18 protein-coding genes and 1 tRNA gene are annotated in these 19,690 nt (G+C 40.8%); 11 read left to right on the top strand and 8 right to left on the bottom strand.

The genetic code is table 11. The features are described 5' to 3' along the window. Positions 1-63: 63 nt before the first annotated feature. Positions 64-501: a GatB/YqeY domain-containing protein gene (locus CQA40_RS01845; protein ID WP_023926975.1), complete on the bottom strand. Its 438-nt coding sequence runs from the start codon at positions 499-501 to the stop codon at positions 64-66. A 321-nt stretch (positions 502-822) separates the two neighbouring features. Further along, the gene (locus CQA40_RS01840) at positions 823-1,857 is read right to left on the bottom strand and encodes a cytochrome-c peroxidase (RefSeq protein WP_408941402.1); all 1,035 of its coding nucleotides are present in this window, start codon (positions 1,855-1,857) and stop codon (positions 823-825) included. A gap of 322 nt (positions 1,858-2,179) precedes the next feature. Between CQA40_RS01840 and CQA40_RS01835 the strand changes: the two genes are divergently transcribed. The 8 genes from CQA40_RS01835 (at position 2,180) to CQA40_RS01800 (ending at position 12,604) form a co-directional block, all read left to right on the top strand. Beyond that, complete coding sequence (locus CQA40_RS01835; protein WP_023926973.1) at positions 2,180-3,631, top strand: LLM class flavin-dependent oxidoreductase; 1,452 nt, start codon at positions 2,180-2,182, stop codon at positions 3,629-3,631. Further along, positions 3,621-4,658 (top strand): RimK family alpha-L-glutamate ligase, encoded by a 1,038-nt coding sequence (locus CQA40_RS01830; protein ID WP_115519286.1) that lies wholly within the window; start codon positions 3,621-3,623, stop codon positions 4,656-4,658. Before CQA40_RS01835 ends, CQA40_RS01830 begins: the two co-directional genes overlap by 11 nt. A gap of 37 nt (positions 4,659-4,695) precedes the next feature. Further along, positions 4,696-5,721 (top strand): LLM class flavin-dependent oxidoreductase, encoded by a 1,026-nt coding sequence (locus CQA40_RS01825; protein WP_023926971.1) that lies wholly within the window; start codon positions 4,696-4,698, stop codon positions 5,719-5,721. A 75-nt stretch (positions 5,722-5,796) separates the two neighbouring features. Then, positions 5,797-7,047, top strand: a complete 1,251-nt coding sequence (locus tag CQA40_RS01820; RefSeq protein ID WP_115519285.1) for an MFS transporter — start codon at positions 5,797-5,799, stop codon at positions 7,045-7,047. A gap of 122 nt (positions 7,048-7,169) precedes the next feature. Continuing rightward, positions 7,170-8,483: an MFS transporter gene (locus tag CQA40_RS01815; RefSeq protein ID WP_115519284.1), complete on the top strand. Its 1,314-nt coding sequence runs from the start codon at positions 7,170-7,172 to the stop codon at positions 8,481-8,483. A gap of 356 nt (positions 8,484-8,839) precedes the next feature. Further along, positions 8,840-10,279 (top strand): glycosyltransferase family A protein, encoded by a 1,440-nt coding sequence (locus tag CQA40_RS01810; RefSeq protein ID WP_115519283.1) that lies wholly within the window; start codon positions 8,840-8,842, stop codon positions 10,277-10,279. After that, positions 10,266-11,219 (top strand): glycosyltransferase family 2 protein, encoded by a 954-nt coding sequence (locus CQA40_RS01805; RefSeq protein ID WP_115519282.1) that lies wholly within the window; start codon positions 10,266-10,268, stop codon positions 11,217-11,219. Before CQA40_RS01810 ends, CQA40_RS01805 begins: the two co-directional genes overlap by 14 nt. A 14-nt stretch (positions 11,220-11,233) precedes the next feature. Next, the gene (locus tag CQA40_RS01800; protein WP_115519281.1) at positions 11,234-12,604 is read left to right on the top strand and encodes a glycosyltransferase family A protein; all 1,371 of its coding nucleotides are present in this window, start codon (positions 11,234-11,236) and stop codon (positions 12,602-12,604) included. Between the two features lie 131 nt (positions 12,605-12,735). Here CQA40_RS01800 and CQA40_RS01795 read toward each other — a convergent pair whose 3' ends face one another. Continuing rightward, positions 12,736-13,596, bottom strand: a complete 861-nt coding sequence (locus tag CQA40_RS01795) for a prephenate dehydrogenase (RefSeq protein ID WP_115519280.1) — start codon at positions 13,594-13,596, stop codon at positions 12,736-12,738. 96 nt (positions 13,597-13,692) lie between these two features. Beyond that, a tRNA-Arg gene (locus tag CQA40_RS01790) sits at positions 13,693-13,769 on the bottom strand. Between the two features lie 210 nt (positions 13,770-13,979). On the opposite strand from CQA40_RS01790, the gene rpsU reads away from it, so the two are divergent. Further along, positions 13,980-14,192 (top strand): 30S ribosomal protein S21, encoded by a 213-nt coding sequence (gene rpsU / locus CQA40_RS01785; protein WP_023926966.1) that lies wholly within the window; start codon positions 13,980-13,982, stop codon positions 14,190-14,192. Positions 14,193-14,536: 344 nt separating this feature from the next. Further along, positions 14,537-15,613 (top strand): DctP family TRAP transporter solute-binding subunit, encoded by a 1,077-nt coding sequence (locus CQA40_RS01780; protein WP_115519279.1) that lies wholly within the window; start codon positions 14,537-14,539, stop codon positions 15,611-15,613. Positions 15,614-15,664: 51 nt separating this feature from the next. Here the strand turns inward: CQA40_RS01780 and CQA40_RS11500 are convergent, their stop codons facing one another. The 3 genes from CQA40_RS11500 to CQA40_RS01770 all read right to left on the bottom strand — a co-directional run bounded on the left by CQA40_RS11500 (position 15,665) and on the right by CQA40_RS01770 (position 17,880). Next, entirely contained in the window at positions 15,665-15,787 is a 123-nt protein-coding gene (locus tag CQA40_RS11500; RefSeq protein ID WP_258864418.1) for a hypothetical protein, read from the bottom strand. A 261-nt stretch (positions 15,788-16,048) separates the two neighbouring features. Next, on the bottom strand, positions 16,049-16,939 hold the full coding sequence (locus CQA40_RS01775; protein WP_115519278.1) for a hypothetical protein: 891 nt from the start codon (positions 16,937-16,939) through the stop codon (positions 16,049-16,051). 11 nt (positions 16,940-16,950) lie between these two features. Continuing rightward, complete coding sequence (locus CQA40_RS01770; RefSeq protein ID WP_115519277.1) at positions 16,951-17,880, bottom strand: hypothetical protein; 930 nt, start codon at positions 17,878-17,880, stop codon at positions 16,951-16,953. Between the two features lie 331 nt (positions 17,881-18,211). On the opposite strand from CQA40_RS01770, the gene CQA40_RS01765 reads away from it, so the two are divergent. Beyond that, a complete protein-coding gene (locus tag CQA40_RS01765; RefSeq protein ID WP_115519276.1) occupies positions 18,212-19,000 on the top strand; it encodes a carbonic anhydrase in 789 nt (262 codons plus the stop codon). 384 nt (positions 19,001-19,384) lie between these two features. Here the strand turns inward: CQA40_RS01765 and CQA40_RS01760 are convergent, their stop codons facing one another. Then, positions 19,385-19,672: a DUF3240 family protein gene (locus CQA40_RS01760; RefSeq protein WP_115519275.1), complete on the bottom strand. Its 288-nt coding sequence runs from the start codon at positions 19,670-19,672 to the stop codon at positions 19,385-19,387. Between the last annotated feature and the right edge of the window lie 18 nt (positions 19,673-19,690).

Here is a 19,690-nt window from a genome sequence, read left to right as displayed (position 1 = left end):
GCTATATTTATTGTGGATTTTGTATTGTAGATTTTGCTTAAAAATCACTAATGAAAACTTATCTTAGCCCAAAAGTGTCTTTACCATTTGTGAGATTCTGCGTCCATCAGCGTTTAGGGATTTTGCACTAGCCATTACTTTGCCCATATCTTTTGGGCTAGTTGCGCCTACTTCTTTGATTATGGATTCTAGCTTGGATTGTAGCTCGCTATCGCTAAGCTGTGCGGGCAAATAAGAAGTGATGATGTCTAGCTCTTTTTGCTCCTTTGCTAGCAAGTCATCTCGCCCGCCTTTTTTGTAAGCATCTATGGCGTCTTGTCGCTGTTTGGCAGCTTTTTTTATTATGTCGCTAATCGCACTATCATCTAGGCTTGCCCTAGTGTCTACTTCTACGCGCTTTATGTCTGCATTTAGCAGTCGTAAAGTATCACGCAAAAATGTATCCCCCGATTTCATTGCTTCTTTTAAGTCATTGTTTAGTTTTTCTTTTAGATTTTGCATTTGGATTCTCCGTGTTTGGTTTTAGCATTTAGCCAAAATAAAAAAGCGCATTATATCAAAACAATGCCAAAAACTAAGAAAAGGGAGTTATGAAAAAGGCTTATAAAGATTGCTATGAAATTCTACAAAAAATCTTAGGAAGCTAGGTAATTAGATTTTGCTAGTTTATGCAAAATTGCAAATCTTATTGATTTTTGCTAGAGGTTTTGCGCGAAAACCGACACTACGATAACACGCCCGCCTTGCATTTACACAAAATCTTTATGTAAATTTTATGCAAGGCAAGGCGTGGGTAAGGCTATGAAGCAAAATGAAATCTATCTACACTTGTGGTTTGGGTGTCTTTGGTGTAGAATCGGGCAGTTGTGGGTAGATTATCACAGGTTTTTTACCTGTAAGCGTGCGCAAAAACGCTTCTATATCTTTAGCTTGCTTATCATCTATTGACACGCCAAGCTGGATTTTGCCCATCTCTTTTATCGCTTCTTGCAAACTCCAAATCGCACCATTGTGAAAATACGGCGCAGTCTGCTCTACATTTCGCAAAGTAGGAGCTTTTACTAGCCCATCTTTATCGCCCCTAAAATCCCCAACTAAGCGGTGTTTATACTTTTCTACCACTTCAAAAGCCTGCATAGAGCCACCTAGATTTACACCATTATGGCAAGAAGCACAGCCCAAATCCATAAACAGCTTTAAGCCCTCTTTTTCTTGCGCATTTAGCGCACTGCTTTTGCCACGCAAAAACTCATCAAAACGAGATGGCGTAAGCAAAGTTCGCTCAAAGTTTGCAATCGCATCAGCGATATTATCAAATGTTACGCCATCACCATAGATTTTTTTAAACTCATTGACATATTCATCTATGGAAGCGATTTTTTGAACGGCTAGCTTTTGAGGAAGTGCCATTTCTGCATTGTCTTGGATAGGTCCTTTTGCTTGCTCTTTTAAGTCTTTTGCTCTCCCATCCCAAAATTGCGTAGCATTTAGCACGGAGTTATACACGGTGGGGGAGTTTAGATGATGAGGATTTGAGCTCCATTTGTGCCCTATCGCTGCTTCTACGCCGTCTATCCCTGCTGTGCCTAGATTGTGGCAGGTGTTGCACGAGATAAGCCCGCTTTTGCTTAGTCGTGGCTCGAAGTATAGCTTTTTGCCTAGCTCTGCTTTTGCCTTGCTAAATGGGCTAGATTTTATGCCATTTTGTTGCAAGATAGCATCTACTTCTTTTTGGTTTTTGGGTAGCGGAGCTAACCCTAAGTCTTTTGCCTGCTTTTGCAAATCACTTGCAAAGCTAGTGCACATAAGCGCACTCGCCACAATCACACCAAAAATCATAAAACCTTTTTTTAGCATTTGTCCTGCTAGTATTGTTGCCATTTGTTCTCCTTTAGTTGTTGTAAGTTGTTTTGCAAACCTTTTGCGCAAATTTAGATTTGCTTAAGATTTGAAGCGTAAATGCTACCCAAAAAGAAATAATAAGTGGATAATTTTTATTATTTAGATTTTTTTATTTGATAAAGTCCAAATCTTTACCAAAATTTATAAAATCATAAACACATATTGTGTTTTTACATTTTTTACGATAGAATGCGCTTCTAGGTTTTGCCAAAACCTGACAAAACCAAAAACCAAACGGTGCCAAAACCACATTTGGCAAAATCTAAAAGGAGTAACAATGAGTAAGACACCCAAGCAAATCAGTTTCAACGCGTTTGAAATGAATTGTATCTCTCATCTTAGCCCCGGACTTTGGCGGTATCCAAACGACCAAGCTCTGCGCTACAAAGATATAGAGTATTGGCAGACTATCGCTCAAAACGCCGAAAAAGGGCTCTTTGACGCGGTGTTTATCGCTGATGTCATCGGTGTGTATGACATCTATGGTGGCAATGATTTTGGTGCGCTAAAGACGGCTCTGCAAGTGCCTGTGAATGACCCTGTGCAGCTAGCCGCAGTAAGTGCAGCAGCTACCAAGCATATAGGCTTTGGTATCACTTCTGGCGTGCCTTTTGAGCATCCATTCCCTTTTGCTAGGAGGCTTAGCACGCTAGACCACCTCACAAAAGGACGCGTAGGCTGGAATATCGTAACAGGCTACCTCCCAAGTGCAAACAAAAATATGGGAGAGAGTGAGCTACCTCACGATGAGCGATATGAAGTAGCTGATGAGTATATGGAAGTGATTTATAAGCTACTAGAGGGAAGCTGGGAAGATGATGCGGTGATTTTAGATAGAGAGACGGGGGATTTTGCCAATCCTAGCAAAATCCACCACATAGGACATCACGGCAAATATTTCAATGTCCCGGGGATTCATATCTGTGAGCCTAGCATTCAGCGCACACCTGTGCTATTCCAAGCGGGCAACTCCCCTAGAGGACGCAAGTTTGCAGCCACGCACGCAGAGGGTATATTTATCGCCCCACCGACAAAGGAATACGCAAAAATCGCCGTTAAGCAAGTGCGAGACGCACTTATCCAAGCAGGACGCGACCCATATAGTGCCAAAATCTACCTACTAGCAACCGTAATCACAGACAAAACCGAAGAGTTAGCCCAAGCTAAATACAAAGACTTGCTAAAATACGCAAGCACAGAGGGTTCTTTGGTAATCAATTCTGGTTGGCTAGGAGTGGATTTGAGTAGGTATGAGCTAGATGACCCACTAAGCAATATCAAATCAAATGCCATAGTCGCTCAAGTCGAAGCTCTCTCAAACTCTACCACAGATGAGGGCAAAACTTGGACTTTGCGTGATTTAATCAAGCTAACAGGCATAGGCTGCCAAGGACCAAAAATCATCGGTAGCCCACAAAAAGTCGCTGATATTTTGCAAGAATTTATCGCTTATAGCGATGCAGATGGATTCAATCTCGCCTATGCCACCACCCCCGGAACTATCCAAGATGTAGTGGAATTTGTCGTGCCAGAACTCCAAAAAAGAGGTGCATACAAGCAAGAATACACTCAAGGAAGCCTAAGGCACAAGCTTTTTGGCAAGGGAGATAGACTAGATTCTAGTCATATTGCCTCGCAATACCGCGTAGGAGGACCAAAATCTAGCATAGATGACTACACGGGCACAGGCAGAAGTAAGGCAAAAAAGGAGGTAGATTATGTCATATAATGACTTACAAAAAGGGATTTATATCTTGCACGAAAATCCAGAGTGGATTCCGCCATTTAGAGAGGCTTTTAATCGTGCAGGGGTAGAGTTTGGCGAGATTATTCTCACACAAGGAAGCATAGATATAGATAGGGAGCCACCACAAGGTGTGTTTTGGAGTAGGATTAGTGCTTCAAGTCATACGCGTGATAATGCTTTCTCTAAAGAGTATGGACGCTCTATTCTTTCGTGGCTAGAGTCTCACAATCGCCGCGTGATAAACCCTAGCTCCGTGCTAGAGCTGGAAGTAAGCAAAGTGCGACAATACCTCGCACTATCTCAAGCAGGATTTCGCACGCCAAAGACCATAGCTGTATTTGGCAAGGCTACTTTGCTAGAGCAAGCCAAAGGCTTAAAAACCCCCTTTATCACCAAGCACAATCAAGGTGGCAAAGGGCTAGGAGTTCGGCGATTTGATAGCTATGAGGAGTTTGCCGACTATGTGCAATCTAGCGAGTTTGAAGCACCAATCGATGGCGTTACGCTATTGCAAGAGTATGTCCGCTCTAAGGAGCTATTTATCACGCGACTTGAGTTTATCGGTGGTAGATTTCACTACGCAGTGCGCGTAGATACAAGTGGAGGAGCGTTTAAGCTATGCCCAGCTGATGCGTGTGCGATAGAGGACGCAAAATCCACAAGCGAGATTGTCCCAGAGCTAGCAGGAGCGGCGTGTGATATAAGCGGTGGTGGTGCTAGCAAATTTAGCCTGCGCAAAGACATTGGCGAGGATACGCCACTTGTAAAGCAGCTAGAAGAGTTCCTAAAGCTACACAAAATCGAAGTCGCAGGTGTGGAATTCATAGAAACACAAGAAAATGAGAGAGGCGAGGGCGAAATCGTGGTGTATGACATAAATACCAACACCAACTACAACAAAGCCGTAGAGGACACGCTTAGAGCGCAGAGCAAACAAGCTGCAAGCGATAGAATCGTGGAATTTTTGAGCGAGCAACTACAAAAAATCAGCTCTAAGCAAACAGCTTAAATCTCGCAAAAAGCAAAATCTAAAAAAAGGAGACAAAATGAAAATGAAGTTTGGATATTGGACACCTGTATGGGGGAGCTGGCTACGAAATGTCGATGATGACACTACAAAGTGCAGTTGGGAATACATAAAAGACTTGGCACTAAACGCAGAGGAGCTAGGCTATGTGCTAACGCTAGTACCCGAACTCTACCTAAATGACATAAAAGGCGAAAAAGCCCCTGTGCTTGATGCGTGGGCGATAGCAAATGGGCTAGCTGCTATAACCAAAAAAATCGAAGTCCTAGCAGCACTTCGCCCCCAATACCACCAAGTCGCCCTAACTGCTAAACAAATCGCCACTATCGCACAAATAAGCGGGAATCGCTTCAGTGTAAATATGGTAAGTGCGTGGTGGGAAGAGGAAGCAAGGCAGTATGGCATAAACTTTGATGGGCACGATGACAGATATGCCCTTGTCAAAGAATACACCGATGTTTTGCGCGGATTTTGGAGTGAGACACCTTTCACACACAAAGGCAAGTATTATAACTTTGAAAACTCCTACAACGAGCCAAAACCTACCAAAATGCCACTTGTGTATGCGGGAGGAGAAAGCGATGTAGGGCGAGCTACCATAGCGCAATTTGCCGATAGGTATCTAATGCACGGGGGCACGGTAGAAGAAGTGTGGGAGAAAATCAACGATATGAAAGAGCGCAGAGCAAAGGCTGGCAAACCACCTTTTAGCGCGTTTGGAATGGCGACTTATATCATCGTGCGTGACACAGAAAAAGAAGCCCAAGATGAGCTAAAGCGCATAACCACAATCAAAAATTATGAGGATTACGCAAGCTCATATAGCGATTTTACGGGCAATTCACAGCTTGACTTAGAAATCACCAAGCAAGAATACAGCGTATCAAATCGCGGACTTCGCTCCAATCTCATCGGCACGCCCGAGCAAGTAGCAGAGAAAATCCGCGAATACCACAAAGCAGGGCTAAACCTCCTAATCGTGCAATGTGCTAATGTGAGAGAAGAGCTAGAAATGATTGCTAAAAAAGTGTTTCCTTTGGTTTAGTTGAGTTTTACGCATTTAATCTTATGGATTTTGGAAAAGTTTGCATTTATTCATCGTGTCATTTAAGGAATCACAATGCAAACAAAACCTATCCATATCCCAAGCATAGTAGCAGCAAGCAGTGGCAATCTAATTGAATGGTTTGATTTCTACATTTATGGCTTTGCTGCGGTGTATTTCGCGCACAATTTCTCAAACGCCACCTCGCCCTTGCTAGCACAAATCGAAGTCTTTGGCGTGTTTGCAGCGGGGTTTTTGATGCTACCTGTGGGGAGTGTGATATTTGGGCGCATAGCCGATAGAGATTCTCGCAAAAAAGCGATGATAGTATCTATCTTGTGTATGGCATTTGGCTCATTTGCTATTGCGCTATTGCCTGATAAATCCTCCATAGGCGACACAGCTATTATATTACTTCTGCTTGCTAGGCTTATTCAAGGCATAGCTGTTGGTGGGGAGTTTGGCATAGTCGCAGCATATCTTAGCGAGATAGCCCCTAGTGGCAAGCGCAGTTTTTACTCGTCATTCCAATACGCCACCATAATCGGTGGACAGCTTCTAGCAGTGGCTAGCATTAGCTTTTTGTTTTTATTTTTGTCCCAATCCCAAATGCAAGATTTTGGCTGGCGGATTTTGTTTTTAGCTGGTGGTGTGTTAGCACTAGGTAGCCTTATCTTTCGTGGATTTATGCGTGATGATTCTCACAAGGTTTTGGAGGCATATAGCGATAGAGGTAGCCTAAGCGCACTTTTTAAATCGTGGAAAGGCTTAGCCCTCGTAGTTGGCACTACTGCTGGATGCACGATAGGATTTTATACCATAACGGTATATCCCAAAATCTTTATGATAAATAACGGCATAGACGCTTTTGTGGCAAACAACATTATGCTAGGTGCGCTTTGTGTGCTATGTGTGGCGATACCGCTTGTGGGCTACATAAGCGATAAAATCGGGTTTAAAACCTCGCTTAGCATTTATCTAGGATTTTGCATAGTGGGAATCTATCCGCTATTTTTGCTACTTGGAAGCACCAAAGACTATCTAGTGCTATTTGGCATAGCTAGCTTTATGTGCTTTATGCTTAGCTTTTACACAGCAGTAGCTGGCATTTCCAAAACCACGCTTTTCCCACCGCATATCCGCGCACTTGGTGCAGGGCTAGGTGCGATGATAAGTGTGGGGATTTTTGGTGGAAGTGTAAACTATGTCGCTTTGCAGTTCAAATCACACGGAATTGAGCAAGGATTTTTTGTGTATTTTGGGGTGTTTGCGTTTATATCGCTTGTATGTGTCGCACTTATCCCCAAAAAGCGCGAACTAGACTAACCCAAAGCCCCCTAAATCCGTGCCAAAATCAACAAACTAAGCCAAACTAGACTAGATAAACCCTAAAATCTTAAAATGATTCTACGCAAAAGAATCTATAAAAATCTAAATAAGGAGCAGTAATGCACTCAAAAAAGAATAACAAACATCACAAACACGAACACGACAAAAACGAGATAAACGCAAACTTAAGCGATTCTAAGCGAATCTCAAGCGTCATCGCCGCAAGCAGTGGCAATCTCGTAGAGTGGTTTGATTTCTACATTTATGGCTTTGCTGCGGTGTATTTCGCGCACAATTTCTCAAACGCCACCTCGCCACTCATTCAGCAAATCTCCGTATTTGGCGTGTTTGCAGCGGGATTTTTGATGCTACCTGTGGGGAGCGTGATATTTGGCTCGATTGCCGATAAAGTCGGGCGAAAAAGCTCTATGGTAGTCTCTATCGTGTTTATGGCACTGGGCTCTTTTAGCATTGCTTTTTTGCCCGATAAACACACTATCGGCGATGTGGCGATTTTGCTACTTCTGCTAGCTAGACTTTTGCAAGGCGTGGCTGTGGGTGGGGAGTATGGCATAGCTGCAGCTTATCTTAGCGAAGTAGCCCCCAAAGGCAAGAGGGGATTTTACTCATCATTTCAATACCTAACCCTAATCGGTGGGCAGCTTCTAGCAGTGGCTAGCATTAGCTTTTTGTTTTTGTTTTTGGACGAATCCCAAATGCAGGATTTTGGCTGGCGGATTTTGTTTTTTAGCGGCGGTGTGCTAGCACTTCTAAGCCTACTTGTTAGGACATTTATGAGTGATGATTCTAGTGAGAAGCTAAAAAAATACGAGGATAGAGGTAGCTTCAAAGCGTTGCGAAAATCGTGGAAAAGTGTTGCCCTCGTGCTTGGAATCACCGCTGGGTGCTCGCCTGCATATTATATCATCACGGTGTATTCCAAAGTCTATATGATAAACAACGGCATAGACGCACACATAGCAAACAACATTATGCTAGGTGCGCTTCTTGTGCTATTTGTTGTCGTGCCATTTATGGGTGCGCTAAGTGATAAAATCGGCTTAAAAGTTTCGCTCCTCATATTCTGCGTGTTTGCCTTTTTTGGCGTGTATCCGCTGTTTTGGCTGATGAAGGGAGTAAGCGACCCGCTTATTTTGTTTGCAATCGTAGGCTTTATGTGCTTTATGCTTGGATTTTATAGCGCAGTGGCTGGGATATTTAAAACGACTTTGTTCCCACCGCAAGTGAGGGCACTTGGCACGGGGATAAGCTACACCATTGGGGCAGCAGCATTTGGCGGAAGTGCCAACTATGTGGCATTGCAGTTTAAAGCTAGCGGAATAGAGGAGGGGTTTTTTGTATACTTTGGGGTGCTAATGGCAGTAGCGATAATCTGCGTGGTGCTTATCCCCAAAAAGCGTGAGTTAGATTGATTTTGGTGGATTTTGGTGGAGTTGATTGACTTTGATTGATTTCGGTGTGGCTTAGTGAGATTTGGTAAGATTGACAAGGGCAGATTTGGTAGGCTTTTGGCAAGATTGATTGGCTTGGTAGAAGTATGAGTTGTATGAGTTAGGATTTCTTGCCTAATAAATCCTAACTATGCTAAAAATAATCTTTGCAAGGTAATTTTTGATATAATCTACATTTTATAATCCTACCTCTTGGATTTTTGGTGGGATTGCTAGCCATTAAATTATCTTGCCACAAGTTTTTATAAAAAATTTTTGAGATTGAAGCAGAAATATTACATTTACAAATTTTCACTTTCATAGCTTTAAGGACACAGATGCAATCCTTTAATCAACCCCATTCCCACCTAGTCTCTATCATTATCCCCATTTACAATGTCGCGCCGTATTTAAGCGAGTGTATCCAAAGTGTGCTTACACAAAGCTATGAGAATCTAGACATTATTCTAGTCGATGATGGAAGTAGTGATGAGAGTTTAGAGATTGCATTAGAGTTTGCTAAAAAAGATAAGCGAATCTTTGTCATCTCTAAGCCAAATGGAGGGCAAGCCACAGCAAGAAACTATGGAATAGAGTTTATCAAAGGTAGTGCATTACGAGAGTTTTTTGATTCTTGTCATACTGAGGGCATAGCCCGAAGTATCTCAAATGGAAATGATAGAGATTCTTCGCTTCGCACAAATGCTTCGCTCAGAATGACAAACGATTTAGATATTTCGGCTTTTGCAAAGCCTCAATATGACAATAAAAACTTAGTTAGCAATGACAATGTTCATTGTCATACTGAGCGAAGCGAAGTATCCCACATTCAAAGCCTATCCCAAACCCACTCTTTTGCTAAAACCTACAAATCCCTTAGCGCGCAAGAAGTGCAATCCCACTTCAAAAAACTCCAACCAAACTTTATCAAAAGCGATTTAGAGAGGATAAATGACTTTATTACCCAAGAGCTTCCAAAAGATGCACTTATTCATTTCATAGATAGTGATGATTATATAGAGCCACGGTGCATAGAGATATGTGTGCAAAATTTGCGTGAAAAAGATTTAGATATTTTTGTGCATAATTGGAGTGATTTTGATGAGGAGACAAAGACGCTTAGCAAAGGTGCATATATGGGCAAACTTAAAAAAAATAGCTATGAGAGTGGCTTAGAGCTCCTCTCTCACAATAAAATCTATAATTTCTTTTTTGCGTGGCAAGGGCTTTTTAGAGCAAGTATCCTTAATCACTACGCCTTACGCTACACAGAGGGAATCTACCACGAAGACCACGACTTTGGGACATTGCTTTTTGCCCTAGCAAAAAGGAGTGCATATAGTGATGAAGCACTCTATGTATATAGGAAAAGGGCAGGCTCGATAATGAATAATCAAAGAGATGTCGCTATGCCTCCTAAACTCCCTAGCTTTTTAGAGCCTTTGAGAGGGGATTTTGAGAGCTACAAAGAAATGCGAGCGTATTTCAAGGCATATTGCTTTGTGGTGGTGGGGTTTAGGCTTAATAATTATCACAAAATAGATAGACGAGAAAGGCAATTTTTTGGCAAAACCATACAAAGCTGTATCAAGCCATATATAGATGACTTTTACAATGTAAGCAGTTTTTATACACCAAGTGTTAAGGATTTTTTAGCTAAAATGGGATATAAGAATATTACCTTACGGCACTTTTATTTTTTGTTAAGAAATTATTGGAGAAATCCAAAGAAATTTTTACGCCTTTTTGGTTTGAGAGAGAAAAATGCAAAATCCTAAATTTTCGATAGTTATCCCCGTGTATAATGCAAAAGATTTTATAGCAGAAGCGATTGATAGTGCTATAAATCAAAGTTATGGTAATATAGAAATTATCTGCGTTGATGACAAAAGTACAGATAATAGTGCAAGCATAATCAAGGAATTTATGGCAAAAGATAAACGAATAAAGCTTATTTGCAATGAGATAAATTTAGGCACTTTTGCCACGAGAAACAAAGGGGTGCTAAATGCTAGCGGAGAGTATTTGCTGTTTTTAGATGCTGATGATATGCTTAATGTGAATGCGTGTGAGAGGCTAGATAAAGAGCTACGATTATATAATGATAGAGGACAAAAGATTGATATTTTGGCGTTTAATCACATAATGGCAAAAGAAAGCGGACAAAAGGCACAAAAGAATTTTAACCTTTTATATCCTAAAAACGGGATTTTTTCTATCAAAGATTTTGTATTAGAATCTGTAAAAAATGGTATTGGCAAGTATTGGACTTTATGGGGCAAGGCATTTTTACGCTCTACTTATACCCACTCTTTGCAGAATCTAGATTTAAACCAAAGGCTTCTTATGGCAGAAGATGGGCTAAATTTTATCAATGTTTTATTTTATGCTAAAAACTACGCCTACATAAGCGATGAGTTATATATCTACAAAGACAATGAAAATTCTATCACGCAAAGAAACGATAAGGAAAAGCTACTTATTACAATACAAAATCATAGCTATGTCATTGATACACTGCTAGATTTAAGCGAGCAATTTTCGCCATTTGAGCGATATTTAGCGCAGATTTTTTGTATAGAGCTAGAGATTTCAAATATCAATTTTGCAAAAAGAAAACTAAATCCATCACTTCTAAATTATCTTGCCACAAGTTTTTACAAGAAATTTTTGAGATTGAAGCAGAAGTATTACATTTACAAATTTTCACTTTCATAGCTTTAAGGACACAGATGCAATCCTTTAATCAACCCCATTCCCACCTAGTCTCTATCATTATCCCCATTTACAATGTCGCGCCGTATTTAAGCGAGTGTATCCAAAGTGTGCTTACACAAAGCTATGAGAATCTAGACATTATTCTAGTCGATGATGGAAGTAGTGATGAGAGTTTAGAGATTGCATTAGAGTTTGCTAAAAAAGATAAGCGAATCTTTGTCATCTCTAAGCCAAATGGAGGACTTAGCTCAGCACGCAACACAGGAATGGAGTTTATCAAAGGTAGTGCATTACGGGAGTTTTTTGATTCTTGTCATACTGAGGCTTTAGCCGAAGTATCCCACATTCAAAGCCTCTCCCAAACCCACTCCTTTGCCAAAACCTACAAATCCCTTAGCACGCAAGAAGTGCAATCCCACTTCAAAAAAATCCAACCAAACTTTATCAAAAGCGATTTAGAGAGGATAAATGACTTTATCACCCAAGAGCTTCCCAAAGACGCACTCATTCACTTCATAGATAGCGATGATTATATAGAGCCACGGTGCATAGAGATATGTGTAAAAAACTTGCGCGAAAAAGATTTAGATATTTTTGTGCATAATTGGAGTGATTTTGATGAGGAGACAAAGACACTTAGCAAGGGTACATATATGGGCAAACTCAAAAAAAATAGCTATGAGAGTGGCTTAGAGCTTCTCTCTCACAATAAAATCTACAATTTCTTTTTCTCTCCACAAGGACTTTTTAGAGCAAGTATCCTTAATCACTACGCCTTACGCTACACAGAGGGAATCTACCACGAAGACCACGACTTTGGGACATTGCTTTTTGCCCTAGCAAAAAGGAGTGCATATAGTGATGAAGCACTCTATGTATATAGGAAAAGGGCAGGCTCGATAATGAATGCAAAAAGTGCTATGCCTACTAAGCTCCCTAGCTTTTTAGAGCCTTTACGAAAAGATTTTGAGAGTTACAAAGAAATGCGAGCGTATTTCAAGGCGTATTGCTTTGTGGTGGTGGGGTTTAGGCTGTGGGAGTTTTATGAAGCGATAAGCGCGCTAGAGAAGTCGCTAGAAAATCAAGGTGCGGATTTTGCACATTTTAAACAACTTAGGCAACGCGCAGAGAGCACAAGTCTTGCAAGTCGTGGGTTTTGTAGCGGGCTTTGCAAGGAGTATGAGGGCTTTTTTGGCAATATCACGCTAGGCTATGTGATGAAAGTGTTTAAAATCCCCCTAGATAAAGACCCAATGGGGCTAAAGGCAATGCTAAAGCAAATTCGTTTCAAAAAGCCCCTAGTGTGGTGGCATTTCATCAAAGACTTGCACCGCCAGCCCAAAAAACTCCTACATATCGCAAATATGCGGTATTTTGGCAGATAATCCACGCAACAATCCACACACAAAGAACCAAAAACACCAAAACCAAACGAAGCACCCTAGCAAATTTAGTACAGCAATCAAAATACCCACCTTACCCCCAATCTTTCAAAATACCAAAAAACCCCGACCCCTCACATAAACTTATGCAACGAATTTGCCTTGCCCATCCACGCTATGAGCTCTTCCCACTTTTCATCTTTAATGAGGCTTTCTGCGTATAGCATTTCTTTGCCAAAAGATTCTATGGATTCTAGTAGATTTTCTTTGTTTTGGGCAAACACATCACGCCACATTATAGGCGAGCTTTTTGCGATTCTGCTCATATCTTTAAACCCACCACCGATTAGGGCTAGGATATTTTGTGGCTCTTCTTGAGCTAGCACGGTGTTTGCAAGTGCAAAAGAGATGATATGTGGCAAATGAGAAATATACGCGGTGTGTTTATCGTGCTCTGTGGCACTCATTTTGATTAGTCGCATACCTATGGAGATAAAGATTTGCTTGGCTAGGGAGACTTGGGATTGCCCACTGTGCTCTTCATCAGTGATGATTACGATTTTGTTGTAAAAAAGCCCTTTTATCGCAGCACTTGGACCAGAGTTTTCTGTCCCACTCATCGGGTGAGCTGCGACAAAGTTTTTGCGGATTTGCGGAGGGATAGAAGCGATGATTTTTTGCTTAGCCCCACCCAAATCAATGATAGCGCAATCTTGCTTTATGTTTTTTAGCTTCCCTAGAGTGTCGATGATAGCATCAAGTGGCGTAGCCAAAAATATCACATCGCATTTTTCAATCTCGCCAAACTCCACACACTCATCGACAAGTCCCAAAGACAAAGCCTGCTGTGAATGCAAAGGATTAGTATCATAGCCAAAGATACGACTAAAGACAATCGGCGAACTTTTTGACTCGCTCGCCTCACGCAGAGCAAGCCCCATAGAGCCACCGATAAGCCCTAAGCCGATGATTCCTACGGATTTTCTCTCTTGCATTTTTGTGCCTTTTAGGATTGATTTTATGTTATTTGGATTTTTGTTTTATTTGTAAGGGTTTGGGCAGAAAGCGATTATTTAAGATAGATTTAGAAATGGTGTGCTCGGAGGGATTCAAACCCCCGACCTACAGGACCGCAACCTGTTGCTCTATTCAGCTGAGCTACGAGCACATTTGGTTATTTGCTTCTTAGGCAGTTATTTTGCTAGATTTTGTAGAAAATCGCAAAACGCAAATTGTATCTAAGATTGCGTAAAATTTAGTTGAAATTTATGCGATTTTTGCTAAAATCCCGCACTTAAAGTGTTTTTTGGATTGATTGTGTTTTGGCTTATAGACAGCTTAAAAATCCAAAATCTAAAACAGAAAGGTGGTGAGACAAATGCCCGGTATCAGAGTAAAAGAAGGCGAATCTTTTGATGAAGCCTATCGCAAATTCAAAAAGCAAACCGATAGAAATCTAGTCGTTACAGAATGCAGAGCACGCAGGTTTTTTGAAAGCAAAACAGAAAAACGCAAAAAGCAAAAAATCAACGCTAAGAAAAAAATGCTAAAACGACTTTATATGCTACGGCGATATGAGTCTAGGCTCTAGTCCCTCATAGCTACTTTATAGATACAAGGCTAGATTTGATTCTGGCTTTGTATCTCTTTTGCACACTTCTTAAAGCATTTTTACAACACCAAAGTTTGACAGCTTTTGTTTAGACTTTCTTTTTTACCTCTTTCACTTATTTTTCTATTTCTCACAAGATTCCCCCCTACTCCAAAAAAAAATTTTTTAATTTTGTTTTCTTTTTTAGTTTATTTTGTTTCATAAAGTTACCATTCATTGAAAGATTCCACAAAGGTAAGCAAAAATATCTAGTAATTTAGGATTTTAAGCTAGAATCTAGTGCTTTTCACAAAAGTCCTACAAATCTAAATTAAGGAGCAAAAATGGACAAAACAGCACAAAACCTATCAAATGGCTTTTTTCCCAAAATCCACAAGGCATTTAGCACAAGTCTGCTAGGTGGCGCACTTATCGCCACAGCTAGCTTTTTTGTAGCGTGTGGGGACAAACCCCAAGACGACCCAAACAAAACCTACACTATCAAATTTGCCCACGTAGTAAGTAGTGGCACACCCAAAGGCAAAGCCGCAGATTTGTTTGCCAAGAGAGCGGGCGAGCTAAGCGGTGGTAGGCTAAAGGTAGAGGTTTTCCCTAGCGCACAGCTTGTCGATGATGACAAAGTATTCCAAGAGCTAAAGCGCAACAACATTCAGCTAGCAGCCCCCGCATTTTCCAAATTCACACCTATCTCAAAAGAATTTAATCTATGGGATGTGCCTTTTATATTCCGTGATAATTCCCACTTGCACGCAGTAATGGATGGCGAAGTAGGCGAGATTCTAAAGCAAGCAATCGCCAAAAAAGGCTTCATAGCACTTGATTATTGGGATTCTGGCTTTAAGCAGTTTAGCACAAACAAAAAGCCTATCATCACTCCCGAAGACGCAAAAGGACAAAAGATGCGCATAATGAGCTCCAAAGTCCTAGAAGAGCAAGTAAAAGCAATGGGTGCAAATCCCCAAAACATAAACTTCGGCGAAGTGTATAGCGCACTACAAACAGGCGTAGTCGATGCTGCTGAAAATCCACTCTCAAACCTCTACAACTCTAGATTTTATGAAGTGCAAAAAAGCGTAACAATGAGTAATCACGGCTACTTGGGATACCTTGTCATCGCAAGCGAGAAGTTTTGGCAAGAGCTGCCAAATGAGCTAAAAGAAGTCGTGCAACAAGCAATGAGAGAAGCGACACTTTTTGAGCGCGAAGAGAGCGAGCGAGACGAAGCAGTGCTACTCAAAAACCTAAAAGACTACGCTAGCAAAAATCCAAGCAAACTCACTATCTACACGCTTAGCGAAGCCCAAAAGAAGCAATGGCAAGAACTTATGGTAGGGATTTATCCTAAGTTTTATGACTTGATTGGCGAAGAGCTTATCAAAAAGACACTTGATACCAAGTAGTCCAAATACGGACAAACAAGCAAAATAATCACTTCTGTCTATATCACTTTTTCAAGGTAAGCTAAGATTTTGGCTTGCCTTGATTTCGTATTTGGATTTTGTCTTTTGGATTATTTCTTTGGAATCTTGCGCTTGGATTCTTACGCCAGCCGCCAGCCCGCCAACGCTTGCCAACGATACATTTTGCTACATTTAAACCCCACAAATCTTACAAAACAAAATCTAGTATTGCTTTATTGCATTCTGCTTTATTGCGCTCTTTCCTTGCATTTCCTGCTTTTTTGTCGCTTTTTAGATTGCTCTTTTTGCACTATCATTTGCTTAGCCACCGCAAACACTCCGCCACAAATAATCCACAAAAAGCAAAAACTGCAAAAACACAAGCATAAGCCCCTTAAAAATCAAGACTTAAAATATCAAAGCGTTTAGCAAAAACTAAAAATTCCACAAGTATTGTATGGTAAGTATGTGTGAGCTATTTTTGGGCTCATAAAGTCCAGTTCTTATGATTGTAGCACCTGTCTTATCTTTGTAATCTGGTTTTGTTACCCTAACGCCGGGTGAGTCAGCTAAGCTCCAATACTCATACACAAGCCTAAAAGAATTTACTCTATCGTTCTTTGTTTTGTAAGTTGCACCGATATATGCCTTTGCGCCTAAGCCCTCATCTTGTAATACATCTAAATCCCTGCTAAAATGCCATTTTGTCGAGGTGGATAGATGATTGCCCAATACAAATACATTTATCCCACCCATATAGTTTATCGCCCATTTTTCGCTTAGTGCCACCTCGCCTTCAAGCTGGATTGGCACATATAAGTAACCTTGTAGTCTATCCATAGTTAGCAAATCCGTGCGATTGAAATAATACCCCAAGCCAGCTTGAAAATATAAGCTCGCATTTTCTGCTAGAAAGGCTTTAAGCAGATTATACCCCGCTTTCACTTCGGCGTGATAAAAGCTACTCATCATAAAACTAACAAGTCTTTGTTTATCTTTTTCTCCATCAGAAACATCTAATATACCACCTGTATATTGCCCAAGTGCGATATTTGCATCTAGAGCAAAATCTATCTTAAACCCACCACTTGCCACATAGCCCAGATTTCCATAAATATTTAAAAGTGCCATATCTAGGTTCATAATATGCGCGCCATTCTCGTCAACTTCACCATAATAATAATACCCCGTGCCTATTCCTAGTGATTTATAAGCTCCATTTTTTAGCAGGGTAGATTCTGCATAAGTATTGCTTAGTCCCAAGCCCAAAAAAGCGCAGATAACAAAAAATGTCTTTCGTGTTGCGTTAAGTATATTTATATTCATCTCACACCTCCTTAAAATCCAAATCCAAGCTGTAAGCCCGTATAAATAGTATGGCTTTGTGGGTAGCGCACATTTGCACTTGCGCCAGCATTTATCCCTTCATCTGTTGAGTTTGTGCTTATGGTGATTTGCTTTGTATCGCCCGCGCTTAGATTTTGGTAGGTTAGATTTAGCCTTGTGAAAAAGTAGGCATTTTTACCCATTTTGTATTGCGTGCCTAGTGAAAACTTCAATCCATAGCCTGAGATAATAGAACTCAAATCTGCAGCACTTTGAGTAATACTAGCCCCATCAATACTAATACTTCCTGCTGCGACAAAAAACCTAGCAAGATATTCTAGTGTCCATTTTTGGTTTAGTCTAGCTTGCCCATCTAGCTCGACAAAAAGGTTCGAGGTAAATATTGTGGTAGCATACGGCGAAAGACCTGTGCCTTGCGCTAAGAATCTCATCTCGCCACCTAAATTGATAAACAACGGGTATTGCCACGCTTTAAGTATAGAGATAGGATTATATCCACCTTTTATTTCTCCACCAAAATCAATAAACGCCCCTCCTTTGAACTTAGTATTAAAGTTTTGATTAAGCAGGGGTTGTGCTCCTATCTGTGTCGCCCCTATGGGATATGCTCCATAGATATTGTTTGTCCCCGCGCCAAATCTCCCGCTAAATTCTAGCTTTGCATAATCACGCCAATTCCACCCTAGTGTGCCATTTATCGACATTAGTAAGCCATCTAGCCTGCTTGCTCCTGCCTTGTGGTTTAGATACTCGCCCCCTATGCCTACTCGCCCGATAAACCCTGTGCGTGCTCCACTCTCTAGTGTTTTTTGCGCACTTGCTGTGCTAGCAAGCACACTTGCTAGCACACACACAAATGCCACAAAAGCCACCAAGTCTAGCACTAGCTTTTGCATATTTCGTAGTTTTACGCTTGACATATCTTAGCTCCCTAAATCTTTTTAGTTGTCGCTTTTGTTTTTACGACAATTCATAAAGCCAAATTCTACAAAAAAAAAAAATGGTTTTGTCAATATTTTTGCAAAAAATGCACAAAAAATACACATAAATTTTTATGCAAACAAAAATACGCAAAAAACAACAAAAAATAAGAATTTAGCTAGATTTTTAACCTAAATATGATAGGATTTTGTTACATTGTTTGTGTTTGTTGTGCTTTGTTTTATCTTTGCTAGTGCGAGTTAGAAGCCACTTCGTAGAGTGAATCAATCACAAGAAGCGCGACAATAATCTATCAAACAGGAGTTTATTATGAGATTTTCAGCACTTTGTGTAGTAGGTGCGCTATCTTGCGCAAGTCTAGTAGGCACTTTGAGTGCCGCACCAGCAAAAAATGCAAACGCAAACGCACATAGCGGCGCAGCTTGGAGCTACAAAGGGACAAATGCACCTGCAAAATGGGGCGATTTGTCTCCAGAATATAGCGCGTGCAAAAAGGGCGTATATCAATCCCCTATTGATATAAAAATGGAAAATGTTTTCCAAGCAAACACTGCTAGCCCTATCAAGTTTAGCTACAAAGGCGATGTCCAAAATGTCGTAAACAACGGACATACTATCCAAGTGGATTTCAAAGCAGGTAGCTCTATCACTCTTGATAAGACACAATACGACCTTATCCAGCTACATTTCCACACTCCAGCAGAGCACAAAGTCGCGGGCAAATCTTTCCAAATGGAAGCTCACCTAGTCCATAAAGCAAAAAACGGACAGCTACTTGTCATCGCCATATTGTTTAATGCAGGGCTAGAGCACCCAGCAATCGCAGAAATCCAAAAAGTAATGCCTCAAAAAGAGGGAGAGAAAGCAAACCTTGCTAAACTTGATATGAGCACGCTCACTAAAGGGCTAGACTCTTATATAAGGCTTAATGGCTCTCTTACCACTCCTCCTTGCACAGAGGGTGTCATTTGGATAGTAAATACTATGCCTTTAGAGGCTTCCAAAGCACAAGTTGCAGCATTTACAAAAGTGTTTGGACAAAACAATCGCCCACTTCAGTCTCCAAATAACCGCGTAATCATAGAAACAGGCGACTAAGACAAGCCCAAAATAGCACTACTTAGACAAAGTCGGTGGTGCGTGGGTTTAAGCTTATGTGTCATTCGCTTGTCGCAATGATTTGACAATGATTTGATTGGTCGGCGCGGTGGTTGCTAGCATAATGATTGCGTTTGCTAAACTATTCATTCGCTTACAGCTTTATCTCTCATCATAGTCTATGATGAGAGATTTTTAGACACTTTTTTTAAGTTGCTTTTATGATTCTTGGCTTCTTGCGACTTTTTATATTCTCTTTTTGCATTCCCCTTAAAAAACCTTTTATGATTCTATTAAAAACTCTTTGATTCTCTAAAGCCCTTTTGGCGTTTTGCAAAATCTTTAGGCAAATCCCCCTCAAGCAAAAATATTTAAGCAAAATCCTTATGGCATTTCTTTCACACCCTCAAGCATATAGCACCTCACACCCTCTCGCTCATACTCCTCATATATTGCCCGTGATAGCTCATCTGCACTATCATAATCCACAAAAAGCCTAAACACCCCATATTCTTTCCTGCCACTTACTTGCTCACGCGAAGTCTGCAGAAGTGTTCGTGAAGCGTATTTATCACAGACGAAATAAAAAAAGTCATTTAGCCTACGCTCCAAAAGCATATCTACAATAGCATCTTTTAGCCTTATATCCGCATAGATTTCAAATACACACATTTCCGCGCCTTTTATTGA

This window comes from Helicobacter sp. MIT 01-3238, from assembly GCF_003364135.1.
GTDB lineage: Bacteria > Campylobacterota > Campylobacteria > Campylobacterales > Helicobacteraceae > Helicobacter_B.
The sequence above is the reverse complement of the archived record's forward strand: the minus strand, read 5'-3'. Positions and strand labels throughout refer to the sequence as shown.

What these genes read in the sequence shown, in the direction of transcription:
- CQA40_RS01845 (WP_023926975.1), bottom strand. Translation starts at nt 501, where the DNA reads ATGCAAAATCTAAAAGAAAAACTAAACAATGACTTAAAAGAAGCAATG.
- CQA40_RS01840 (WP_408941402.1), bottom strand. Translation starts at nt 1,857, where the DNA reads ATGCTAAAAAAAGGTTTTATGATTTTTGGTGTGATTGTGGCGAGTGCG.
- CQA40_RS01835 (WP_023926973.1), top strand. Translation starts at nt 2,180, where the DNA reads ATGAGTAAGACACCCAAGCAAATCAGTTTCAACGCGTTTGAAATGAAT.
- CQA40_RS01830 (WP_115519286.1), top strand. Translation starts at nt 3,621, where the DNA reads ATGTCATATAATGACTTACAAAAAGGGATTTATATCTTGCACGAAAAT.
- CQA40_RS01825 (WP_023926971.1), top strand. Translation starts at nt 4,696, where the DNA reads ATGAAAATGAAGTTTGGATATTGGACACCTGTATGGGGGAGCTGGCTA.
- CQA40_RS01820 (WP_115519285.1), top strand. Translation starts at nt 5,797, where the DNA reads ATGCAAACAAAACCTATCCATATCCCAAGCATAGTAGCAGCAAGCAGT.
- CQA40_RS01815 (WP_115519284.1), top strand. Translation starts at nt 7,170, where the DNA reads ATGCACTCAAAAAAGAATAACAAACATCACAAACACGAACACGACAAA.
- CQA40_RS01810 (WP_115519283.1), top strand. Translation starts at nt 8,840, where the DNA reads ATGCAATCCTTTAATCAACCCCATTCCCACCTAGTCTCTATCATTATC.
- CQA40_RS01805 (WP_115519282.1), top strand. Translation starts at nt 10,266, where the DNA reads ATGCAAAATCCTAAATTTTCGATAGTTATCCCCGTGTATAATGCAAAA.
- CQA40_RS01800 (WP_115519281.1), top strand. Translation starts at nt 11,234, where the DNA reads ATGCAATCCTTTAATCAACCCCATTCCCACCTAGTCTCTATCATTATC.
- CQA40_RS01795 (WP_115519280.1), bottom strand. Translation starts at nt 13,596, where the DNA reads ATGCAAGAGAGAAAATCCGTAGGAATCATCGGCTTAGGGCTTATCGGT.
- rpsU (WP_023926966.1), top strand. Translation starts at nt 13,980, where the DNA reads ATGCCCGGTATCAGAGTAAAAGAAGGCGAATCTTTTGATGAAGCCTAT.
- CQA40_RS01780 (WP_115519279.1), top strand. Translation starts at nt 14,537, where the DNA reads ATGGACAAAACAGCACAAAACCTATCAAATGGCTTTTTTCCCAAAATC.
- CQA40_RS01775 (WP_115519278.1), bottom strand. Translation starts at nt 16,939, where the DNA reads ATGAATATAAATATACTTAACGCAACACGAAAGACATTTTTTGTTATC.
- CQA40_RS01770 (WP_115519277.1), bottom strand. Translation starts at nt 17,880, where the DNA reads ATGTCAAGCGTAAAACTACGAAATATGCAAAAGCTAGTGCTAGACTTG.
- CQA40_RS01765 (WP_115519276.1), top strand. Translation starts at nt 18,212, where the DNA reads ATGAGATTTTCAGCACTTTGTGTAGTAGGTGCGCTATCTTGCGCAAGT.
- CQA40_RS01760 (WP_115519275.1), bottom strand. Translation starts at nt 19,672, where the DNA reads ATGTGTGTATTTGAAATCTATGCGGATATAAGGCTAAAAGATGCTATT.